Raw genomic sequence first — 10,277 nt, 5'->3', positions numbered from 1 at the left:
AGATGTGTATGAGGGACAGGTCGGGGCCTGCGTGGTCGTCGGCGCCTCGGTGGTGGTGGGTGGCTCGGTGGTGGTCGTGGTCCTGGTCGTGGTGGTCGGCGGGGTGGTCGTCGTCGTTGTCGTGGTCGTCGTCGTGGTGGTCGTCGTGGTGGTCGTCGTCGGCGACGTGGTGGTGGTCGTGGTGGGACTGGTGGTGGTAGTGGGTGACGCGGTCGTCGTCGTGGTCTCCGGCGGTGGCGGCGGGGGCACCAGGGAGGTGGTGATCTCGCCGTTGGTGCCGGTGATCGTCACGGTCTCGGTGGTCCGCGGCGTGGGCAGCGTGGTGGTCTCGGTGACCGGACCGCTGTCGGTGGACGAGGACGTCAGCGTGTAGGCCAGCCCGCCGAGGGCGGCCAGCAGCGCCGCGGCGGCGGCGCCGAACAGCAGAGGTGGGCGCTTGTACCAGGGCAGTGGCGCCGGTTCCATCACATAGGTTTCGTCGTCGGCGCCGAAGTCCACCGGGGGGCGGGCCCCGGTGGCGCCCTGCTCGGGGTCGACCGAATAGTCCCCACCGGCATAGGGCACCGGCTCCTCCGGCGGCGTCTCGTCCTGCGACCAGGCCAGGGCGCGGAACGTCGCCGAGGGCGACCCGTCGGTGGCTGACTCCATCGCCGCCGCCCCCGCGGCGCCGGCGGCCCAGGCCGTGGGCGCCAGACCGGTCGGCAGCTCGGAGGGATCCGGCGCGGGGGCCATCCGCGTCGAGGCGTCGGGGGAGGGGCCGTTTTCGGCCAGCGCCGCCGCGCCCACGGCCGCGGCCAGGCCCGGCTCGGGCACCGTGACCACGGGCAGCCGGAACAGCTCGGAGAGGCGCTGGGTGACCAGCGGGACGGCGGCCGAGCCGCCGACGGTGGCGATGGTCGACAGGTTCGCCGCCGGGACCCGGTTGCGCTCCAACGTGTCGCCGAGGGCATCCAGGAACCCAGCCAGGGGAGTCTCGATGAGACCCTCCAATTCGGTGCGGGTCAGCCGGAACTCGCGGGTGGAGCCGGGCAACTCCACCGGGATGACCGTCGAGGTCTCCGCGGACAGTCGCTCCTTGGCCCGCCGGCACTCGTCGCGCAGCGCGGCCAGGGCGGCCACCGACGTGGTGCCCGCCGGGTCACCCGCACCGGCCTGCGCGATACCGGCCAGCACGTGGTTGAGGATCGCCTGATCGATCTGGTCCCCGGAGAACTCCGGATAGCGCACCACCTCGCCCACCGGCTGCAGTCCCGTCGCCGCGTCGGCCAGCGCGATCGTCGTGCCGCTGCCGCCGAGGTCGCACAGCGCCACCACACCCGCGGTGGGCAGGCCGGGTCCCGTCTGCAGGGCGGCCAGCGCGGCGGCGGCATCGGAGACCAGCTGCGGAGGCGCGCCGTCGGAGAACAGCGCGGTCCGGGGGCGCAGGGCGCCGCGCAGTGCTCCCAAAGTGGCCGGCCCCCAGTAGGCGGGGACCGCGATCATCGTCTTCTCGGCCGGCAGCCCGCCGGTGGCGCGCGCCAGCGCCTCCAGTGCCTCGGCGGTGAGGGCCTCGGCCCGGTGCGACGACCCGTCCTGGGCGACCAGCGGCACCGGATCGCCGACGCGTTCGACGAACCCCAGCAGGACCTGCCCCGATGTCTGCCCCGGGCCGGGCTCGCCGACCTCGGCCGGCCGATCCCCGAAGAGGGTCAGCACGGAGCGGCGGTGCACGGCCGGCCGGCCGGTGCGCGCCGCCGCCATGTTCGTCGTGCCGATCGACAACCCCAACGAGTCGGTCATGTCGCACCTCATGGTTGTCTCGGGGGGCAGGGCGCTGCTCACCTTAGCGGCTCCGCGGCACCGTCCCGGGCACGCCACGGCAACGATCCCCTAACGGTGTCGATCCCCTATGGGTGCATCCCCTAACGATGCGTGCGGCGCATCGGGGTGCGCACCGATCAGCCGGCGCGCCGACCCGGATACGATTCGGGTACCGGGCTCGCGCAGCCGACCCCGGGTCACACCAGGGGAGAAGACGGCCAATGGCAAACGAATTGCTGGACTTCGTGATGGCGTTGGTGCGCGACCCCGCCATGGCGGCGCGGTACGCCGCCGACCCCGCCGGAACCATCGCCGACGCCCATCTGGTCGATGTGACCAGCGTCGATGTGAACAACCTGATCCCGATGGTGTCGGACTCCCTGTCGATGGCCGCGCCGGCGTTCGGTGTCGGCGACCCGGGCGCGGGCAACGTATGGACCAGCGGCGCGGCGACCGCGGCCCTGGACGCCTTCACCCCGCACGACGCGAACGCCGACTGGCCGGCGGCCGTCGCGCAGCCCGACGATTCCACCGGCGTCATCCACCCCGCGCAGCCGGAGGCCCCCGGTCCGGGATCGGTGGACGCCATCATCGGCGATTCCGTCGGCGAGTCCGTCTCCGGACCCGCCGGAGGTGAGTTCGGGCAGTTCAGCGATATCGGTGACGGTCACGCGGCGATCCTGGACCCGGATCCGGGCCTGCTGGACCCCGATGCCGCGGGCGGTCTCGACGCCGGGCACCCCCATCCCGGCGCCGAGCATGCCGATCCGCCGGCGCACCCCGGTTTCGACCTGTTCGACTGACCCCCCTTCCCGCACGGCCATCAACGAACGGACGGCGCAACGCGCCGTCCGTTCGTTGTTTGTGCAGCTCACAGCCCATTTTTCGGGGGCGCGGCGACCGGGTCCCTAGGGAGCCCCTAATCCCCTAACGAATCTCCGTGTGCAGCCCCGGGGGGAGGTCTTCCGGAACGGGTGTACGCCCCGTTTTCCCGGGGTGGTCGAGTCCATAGCGTGAATCTCAACGCGCCGGACACCTCGGTGCGAGCAAGCGAAAGGGACTCACATGCTCAACATCATCGATTGGATCCTGAACCTGTTCCGCGACGAGGAGGCGGCCCGCGCCTTCGTGATGGCACCGCAGGACACCCTGCGCGACGCCGGGCTCGCCGGCGTGTCCGCCGCGCAGATGACCCAGGTGGCGGCCACCGCGGTGCCCAGCATGGTGCTCGGGGGCGGCGACCCGATCGTCGGCCTGCAGCGCGCGGTGTCCAACCACTACGGGTTCGCCCCCGCCACCGACTACTCGCCGGCCGCCAGCATCGCCTCGCCGGTCTACGCCCCGGAACGCACCTTCGCCCCGCAGACCGACACCGAGCTGGCCAGTCACAACCAGACCGACCTGGCCAGCCACAACGCCACGCCGATCATGAGCCCCAACCAGGACTCCGGCGCCAACTCCCAGCAGGGCGCGTTCAACCTGGGCTTCGGTGACATCACCTTCGGCGACAAGTCGACCACCACCGCCACCGACGGTGCGGTCGTGGTCGACGGCAACAACGACGGCGACATCGTCAGCGGCGACGGTGCGGTGCTGGGCAACAACAACGACGTCAACAACGGAGACGTGCTGGCCGGCACCGGCTCCAACGTGAACGTGGGCAGCGGCGACGTCGACGACAACGGCACCACCGCCACCGGCGGCAGCTCGGTCATCAAGGACAACGACGGGCCGGTGTTCCACGACGTCGACGCCAGCGGCGGCAACGGCGGCGGGGCCAGCGGCGGCGACAGCCTCATCGGCCTGGGCAGCGGCGACTCCTCGGGCGGCGACGCCGGCGGCGGCGGGATCGTCATCGTCAGCAACGACACCGCGACGAACACCGTCGGCGGTGACCAGTCGCAGGTCGGCGGCGACAGCGCGGCCAGCTCGTCGACCAGCACCGAGTCGCACTCGCAGTCGTACTCGCAGAGCCACACCACCACGACGGTGAGCGACAGCTCCGACCACTCGGTGGACGACAGCTACAGCTCCAGCGTCGCGAACAGCACCTCGCACAGCACCGACCTGTCGGCCTCGCTGTTCGACAACGGCCACGACACGTCGCTGACCGACACCTCGCTGACCGGCAGCGCACTGGACAACAGCCACGACACCGCGCTGGCGTCGGGCAACCACCACCTGCTCGGTTTCTGAGCGGCGGCGCGCCGCCCGGCGGGGACCGTCACGGTCCCCGCCGGATGCGCGGCATACGGTCTAACCAGAGGTCACGGCAGACGGCGAAGGCGGTGAGTGAACGATGACGGGAAACGCGGCAGCGCCCCCCGCGCAGGACCCGCGCCCGGTGAAGGTGATCGTCGAACTGATCGATCACACCGCCGCCATCGCCGACCTGCACGACCGCGGCGACCTGCGTCAGCGTCTGGATGTCGCCCGCGCCCGGATCACCGACCCGCAGATCCGCGTCGTCATCGCCGGCCAGCTCAAACAGGGCAAGAGCCAGCTGCTCAACGCGCTGCTGAACATGCCGGTGGCCCGCGTCGGCGACGACGAGACCACCGCGCTGATCACCGTCGTCGGCTACGGCGACACACCCTCGGCCCGCATCGTCGTCGCACCGCCGCCCGGGGCGCTGCGGGACGATCCCGAGGTCATCGAGATCCCGGTCGACGACATCCGCCACGACCTGCGCCGCGCGCCCCAGGCCGCCGGCCGCGAGGTGCTGCGGGTGGAGGTCAGCGCGCCCAGCCCGCTGCTCAAGGGCGGCCTGGCCTTCGTCGACACCCCGGGGGTCGGCGGGCACGGCCAGCCGCACCTGTCGGCCACCCTGGGGCTGCTGCCCGACGCCGACGCCATGCTGATGGTCTCCGACACCAGCCAGGAGTTCACCGAACCCGAGATGCGCTTCCTGCAGCAGGCCCACGGGATCTGCCCGGTGGCCGCGCTGGTGGCCACCAAGACCGACCTGTACCCGCACTGGCGGCAGGTGGTGCAGGCCGACCTCGAGCACCTGCGCCGGGCCCGCCTGGAGCTGCCGGTCATCCCGGCCTCCTCGCTGCTGCGCAGCCACGCCGTGCAGCTCAACGACAAGGAACTCAACGAGGAGTCGAACTTCCCGGCGATCGTGAAGTTTCTCTCCGAGAAGGTGCTCTCCAGAGAGAACGACCGCATCCGGGATCAGGTGGTCGACGAAATCGGCGCCGCGGCAGAGCATCTGACGCTGGCGGTGAGGTCCGGCCTGTCGGCGATCAACGATCCCGACGATGTCCGCCGGCTCACCGCGGACCTCGAGCGGCGCAAACAGGAGGCACAGGACGCCCTGGCCCACACCGCGCTGTGGCAGCAGGTGCTCAACGACGGCATCGCCGACCTGACCGCCGACGTCGACCACGACCTGCGTTCGCGGTTCCGCGACATCGTCGGGCACAACGAGCGCGTGATCGACTCCTGCGACCCGACCCAGCATTGGGCCGAGATCGGCGCGGACGTCGAGAACGCGGTGGCCACCGCCGTCGGCGACAACTTCGTGTGGGCCTACCGGCGGGCCGAGGCGCTGGCCGCCGAGGTGGCCCGCACGTTCGTCGAGGCCGGACTGGAGGCCGTGGAGCTGCCCGAGGTCAGTGCCCGGGAGATGGGCGCCGGTTTCGACGGGCTCAAATCGCTGGCCAGGCTCGAGGCCAAACCCATCCGGATCGGGCACAAGGCCATCACCAGCATGCGCGGCTCCTACGGCGGGGTGCTGATGTTCGGGATGCTCACCTCGGTGGCCGGCCTGGGCATGTTCAATCCGATCTCGCTGGGCGCGGGCCTGCTGCTGGGGCGCAAGAGCTACAAGGAGGACATGGACAACCGGATGCTGCGGGTGCGCAACGAGGCCAAGACCAACGTGCGCCGGTTCGTCGACGACGTCCTCTTCGTCGTCAGCAAGGAATCCCGCGACCGGCTCAAGGCGATCCAGCGGCAGCTGCGCGACCACTACCGCGAGATCGCCAACCAGACCACACGCTCGCTCAACGAGTCACTGCAGGCCACCATCGCCGCCGCGCGGATGGAGGAGGCCGAGCGCACCGCGCGGGTGCGCGAACTGGAGCGTCAGCTCAACATCCTCACCCAGGTCGTCGACAACGTCGCCAAGCTCAGGGCACCGGGCGCGCCGTCCGGGTCTCGTTGAGCCGCGGCCGCTTCCGCGTCGTCGTGGTGGTCTGATCCCCGGAATCCGACTCGGTGGTGCGGGAGCTCCGGGACGGCGTCTCGGACTCCCCGGACTCGGAGGTGGTGGGGGTCGACTCCGCCGGGCCCGGCAGCCCGATGTCGGTGGTCGACAGCGGCACGCTGGTGGTGAACGTGGAGCTCGACGTGTCCGGCGTGATGATCAGCGGTGCCTGGCTGCGTGAGGTGGTCGGCGCTGTCGGGCTGGGCAGGGTGGTCAGCACCGGCGTGACGGGTTTGCTCCACTCGTCCGACTTCTGCACCACGGTGACGACCAGGGTCGCGAGCACGGCCACGGTCAGACCGCCCGCGGCGAAAACCGCACCCGGTTTCCGGTGCCAGGTGTCGTTCCCCGGCTCACTTTCGGACACGGGCGCCGATACTAGCGATCACCGGGCGCACGGCAACTCGTCGCGAGGTCTCCCGAGGTCGGCCCCGTAAACTCGACCGGACATGAGCACGAGCGATCAGGTGCGCGCCATCCTGGGCGGGACCGTGCGCGCCTACCGGGACACCCCGGCGTATTCGACACGGCCCGACGTGTTCGCCGAACTGGACCGGATCGGCTGGCAGCTCAACCAACCGATCCGCATCGCGCTGGCCGGGCCGCTCAAAGCGGGCAAATCCACGCTGGTCAACGCCCTCGTCGGGGAGAACATCGCGCCCACCGACGCCACCGAGGCCACCCGCATCGTCACCTGGTTCCGGCACGGCGCGACCCCGCGCGTGACGGCCGATCACTACGGCGGGCGGCGCACGAACGTGCCGATCATCCGGGGCGCGCAGGGCGAGGGGCTGACCTTCGATCTCGATGCGCTGGATCCGCGCCAGGTCGCCGACCTCGAGGTGCAGTGGCCGGCCGCCGAACTGATCGACACCACGATCATCGACACCCCGGGCACGTCGTCGCTGAGCCCCGACGTCTCCGAGCGGACACTGCGGCTGCTGGTCCCCGAGGACGGGGTCCCGCGGGTGGACGCGGTCGTCTTTTTGCTGCGCACCCTCAACGCCGCCGACATCGCGTTGCTGCGCCAGATCGGTGACCTGGTCGGCGGCGCCTCCGGAGCCCTGGGGGTCGTCGGTGTCGCATCGCGGGCCGACGAGATCGGCGCCGGGCGGCTCGACGCCATGCTCTCGGCCCGCGAGGTCGCGGCCCGCTTCACCGCCGAGATGGATCGCACCGGCATCTGCCAGGCGGTGGTGCCGGTGTCGGGGCTACTCGCCTTCACCGCCCGCACGCTGCGGCAGAGCGAGTTCGTCGCCCTGGAGAAGTTGGCCGGGGTGGACGCCGCCGAGCTGAACAAGGCGATGCTCTCGGTGGACCGGTTCGCCCGGGAGGACAGCTCGCTGCCCGTCGATGCGCCGACACGGGCCGCGCTGCTCGACCGGTTCGGGATGTTCGGCGTCCGCATCGCGATCGCGGTGCTGCGCTCGGGCGTCGGCGACTCGGTGGCGCTGGCCGACGAACTGCTGGAGCGCAGCGGGCTGGTGGCGCTGCGCGACGTGATCGACCAGCAGTTCGCCCAGCGCTCGGAGCTGCTCAAGGCGCACACGGCACTGTTGTCGCTGCGGCGCTTCGTCGAGAGCCACCCGATTCGGGCCACCCCGTACATCCTCGCCGACATCGATCCACTGCTGGCCGACACCCATGCCTTCGAGGAGCTGCGGCTGCTCAGCCAATTACGTTCGCGAGCAACGACACTCAATGAAGATGAGATGGCCTCGCTGCGCCGGATCATCGGCGGGTCGGGTACCGACCCGGCCAGCCGGCTGGGTCTGACACCCGACGAGCCCTACGACGGTCCGCGGGCGGCCTTCGCCGCGGCGCAGCGCTGGCGGCGTCGCGCCGAGCATCCGCTCAACGATCCGTTCACCACCCGGGCCTGCCGGGCGGCGGCGCGCAGCGCCGAGGCGATGGTGGCGTTGTTCTCGGCGCGCGGGTTCTGAACCGGGCGTCCCTGGACATCACAGCTAGGGGGAACTGTCCCCACCTCCGTCACCGGGGCGCGGGAACAGCGTCGGCAGGGTGGGCCAGGTGCGCGTGGGCGACTGGGTCACGGTCTCGGTGACCGTGCTGGTGCTCACCGAGGGTGATGGGGTGGTGGTGGTCGGCTCCGTGGTGGTGGTGGTCGGGGCCTCGGTCGTCGTCGTCGGAGCTGCCTCGGAGGTGGTGGGGGAACCGGGGGCGGTCTCGGTGACCGTCTGGGTCTCCCCGGGCACCGGCGCGGGTGCCTCGCCGGCCTCGGTGGTGGTGGGTGTCGTGGTGGTGGTGTCGGTGGTGTCCGACGACCCGCCGGCCAGGCTCACGATGGCGTAGATGATCAGCGCCACGACGACCACACCCACCGCCCCCAGGCCGACCAGCGCCGCCGGTTTCTGGTACCAGGGTGTCGGCGGTTCGCCGCCGGGCTGGGGATAGTCGGAGGGATAGCCGTAACCGCCCGCGCCGTACTCGGTGTAATCCGGCTGTTGCGGAACCTCGCTGTAGGCCTGACCGCCGCTGCCGCCGTAGTTGGCGTACTGGGTCGGTTCGCCATAGATGTCGTCGTCAGGGTTGTCGTTCCGGGCCACGGGCTCCGATCCTAACGCGCATCCCAACGCGCACGGCCGTCATCGCAATTGGGTGACGACTCCCTCGGCGAACACCTCGAGATGGTCGAGATCGGCCAGGTCGAGCACCTGGAGATAGACCCGCTCGACCCCGGCCTCGGCGAACGGCTGCAGCCGGTCGACGATCTCGGCGGGCGTGCCGACCAGCGGGGTGTTGGTGCGCAACTCGTCGAGCTCGCGGCCGATCGCGCCGGCGCGGCGGGCGACCTCGGCGTCGTCGCGACCGGCGGCCACCACGAAGCACGCCGAGTAGGTCATCGAGTCGGCGGCGCGTCCCGCGTCGGCCACGGCCTGCCGTACCCGTCCGTAGAGGTTCTCGATCACGTCGAGCGTGTCGAAGGGGACGTTGTACTCCGAGGCGAACCTGGCCGCCAGCGCCGGGGTGCGCTTGGCGCCCTTGCCGCCGATGATCACCGGGGGGTAGGGCCGTTGGGCCGGTTTGGGCAGGGCCGGGGAGTCGGCGACGGTGTAGTGCTTGCCGGTGTAGTCGAAGGTCTCGCCGACCGGGGTCGACCACAACCCGGTCAGGATCTCCAGCTGTTCCTCCAGCCGGTCGAAACGTTCGCGCAGCGGTGGGAACGGGATCGCATACGCCTGGTGTTCGGCCTCGAACCACCCCGTGCCGACGCCGAAATCGACGCGGCCGCCGCTCATGTCGTCGACCTGGGCCACCGAGATCGCCAGCGGCCCGGGGTAACGGAAGGTCGCCGAGGTGACCATGGTGCCGAGCCGGATGGTGGCGGTCTCGCGGGCCAGCCCGGCCAGCGTCACCCACGAGTCGGTGGGACCAGGCAGGCCGTCGCCGCCCATCGCCAGGTAGTGGTCGGAACGGAAGAAGGCCGAATAGCCGAGGGACTCGGCGGCTTTGGCCACGCTGAGCTGGTCGGCGTAGCTGGCACCCTGCTGAGGTTCGATGAATACCCGGAAGTCCACGGTCGCCAGCTTAGGCGCGTCGGACGACGGGTTGGCGACGCGAGCGACGTGAAGCCGCGGAAACCATGGGTTAGCCTCGTCTCATCGGGCATTCTGCTGGAAGGAAGCGCGGTGGGCGAGGTGCTCAAGGTCGATATTCCCGGCCTGGTGGCGGGCAGTTCGAAGGTCGCCGAGCAGTCGACGGCGCTGTCTCGTGCCCACGGCAAGTCCGTGGCCGGTGTCAATGACGCCCGGAGCGGCTGGGTGGGCTCCTCGGCCCGGGCGCTGTCCTCGTTGGCCAGCCACTGGGCCAACTTGGCGACCAAGAACACCGCGGCTCTCGACCATCAAGCCACCGGCATGGACACCACCGCGAAGATGTTCAGCTACATGGAGGAGCGCGGCGCCGCGACGTTGAAGACAGTCGGCGAGCAGGCCGGCGTCGTAGGCAACGCCGTCGATATGTAGGCCTGACTGGTCTCGCTTACTGGGTTTGCACGGGCCAGCCGGGCTCGCTGGGCAGGGTGGGGAAGTCGGAGCGTGGCCGTGGTGCGGAGGTGAGGTACTCGCGGCGTTCGATGCTGGCCGGGGCGCGGGCCGCACAGGCGGCCTGGTCCTGTGGGAATTCGGGCCACTCTGGGCCTGCACCGTTGGGGCTGAACGCTTGAAGTCGGCCGACGACGTGCCATCCACCGAATACGTCTGCTAGGGGGTAGGGGGAGGGCCCCTGCTGGGGCGGCAGGGTG

At 70.9% G+C, this 10,277-nt stretch carries 9 protein-coding genes and 1 pseudogene; 5 read left to right on the top strand and 5 right to left on the bottom strand.

Features of this window, described 5'->3' with window-relative positions; translation table 11 throughout:
• On the bottom strand, positions 1-1,779 hold a 1,779-nt coding region (locus CSR00_RS28155), incomplete at its 3' end, for an Hsp70 family protein (RefSeq protein WP_099025670.1).
• A 242-nt stretch (positions 1,780-2,021) separates the two neighbouring features.
• On the opposite strand from CSR00_RS28155, the gene CSR00_RS28150 reads away from it, so the two are divergent.
• The 3 genes from CSR00_RS28150 (at position 2,022) to CSR00_RS28140 (ending at position 5,971) form a co-directional block, all read left to right on the top strand.
• Positions 2,022-2,603 (top strand): Rv0340 family IniB-related protein, encoded by a 582-nt coding sequence (locus tag CSR00_RS28150; protein WP_099025668.1) that lies wholly within the window; start codon positions 2,022-2,024, stop codon positions 2,601-2,603.
• Positions 2,604-2,865: 262 nt separating this feature from the next.
• Positions 2,866-3,996 (top strand): IniB N-terminal domain-containing protein, encoded by a 1,131-nt coding sequence (locus CSR00_RS28145; RefSeq protein WP_099025667.1) that lies wholly within the window; start codon positions 2,866-2,868, stop codon positions 3,994-3,996.
• A gap of 103 nt (positions 3,997-4,099) precedes the next feature.
• Positions 4,100-5,971, top strand: coding sequence for a dynamin family protein (locus tag CSR00_RS28140; protein WP_176562309.1), 1,872 nt, complete (start codon positions 4,100-4,102; stop codon positions 5,969-5,971).
• Here CSR00_RS28140 and CSR00_RS30910 read toward each other — a convergent pair.
• Positions 5,937-6,380: a hypothetical protein gene (locus tag CSR00_RS30910; RefSeq protein ID WP_099025666.1), complete on the bottom strand. Its 444-nt coding sequence runs from the start codon at positions 6,378-6,380 to the stop codon at positions 5,937-5,939. The two genes, CSR00_RS28140 and CSR00_RS30910, sit on opposite strands and share 35 nt — an antisense overlap.
• An 82-nt stretch (positions 6,381-6,462) precedes the next feature.
• Here CSR00_RS30910 and CSR00_RS28130 point away from each other — a divergent pair, with 82 nt between their 5' ends.
• A complete protein-coding gene (locus CSR00_RS28130) occupies positions 6,463-7,956 on the top strand; it encodes a dynamin family protein (RefSeq protein WP_099025665.1) in 1,494 nt (497 codons plus the stop codon).
• A gap of 24 nt (positions 7,957-7,980) precedes the next feature.
• Here the strand turns inward: CSR00_RS28130 and CSR00_RS28125 are convergent, their stop codons facing one another.
• Together CSR00_RS28125 and CSR00_RS28120 are read right to left on the bottom strand one after the other, a co-directional pair.
• Positions 7,981-8,580 (bottom strand): hypothetical protein, encoded by a 600-nt coding sequence (locus CSR00_RS28125; RefSeq protein ID WP_245906685.1) that lies wholly within the window; start codon positions 8,578-8,580, stop codon positions 7,981-7,983.
• 39 nt (positions 8,581-8,619) lie between these two features.
• Entirely contained in the window at positions 8,620-9,552 is a 933-nt protein-coding gene (locus tag CSR00_RS28120; protein ID WP_176562308.1) for an LLM class F420-dependent oxidoreductase, read from the bottom strand.
• A gap of 111 nt (positions 9,553-9,663) precedes the next feature.
• Between CSR00_RS28120 and CSR00_RS28115 the strand changes: the two genes are divergently transcribed.
• Positions 9,664-9,999, top strand: coding sequence for a hypothetical protein (locus CSR00_RS28115; protein ID WP_099025663.1), 336 nt, complete (start codon positions 9,664-9,666; stop codon positions 9,997-9,999).
• A gap of 16 nt (positions 10,000-10,015) precedes the next feature.
• Here the strand turns inward: CSR00_RS28115 and CSR00_RS31070 are convergent.
• Positions 10,016-10,277, bottom strand: a pseudogene (locus CSR00_RS31070) (hypothetical protein); the annotation flags it as partial.

It is taken from the genome of Mycolicibacterium palauense, from assembly GCF_002592005.1.
Taxonomy (GTDB): Bacteria; Actinomycetota; Actinomycetes; order Mycobacteriales; family Mycobacteriaceae; genus Mycobacterium; species Mycobacterium palauense.
This window is presented reverse-complemented; position numbering and strand designations above follow the sequence as displayed.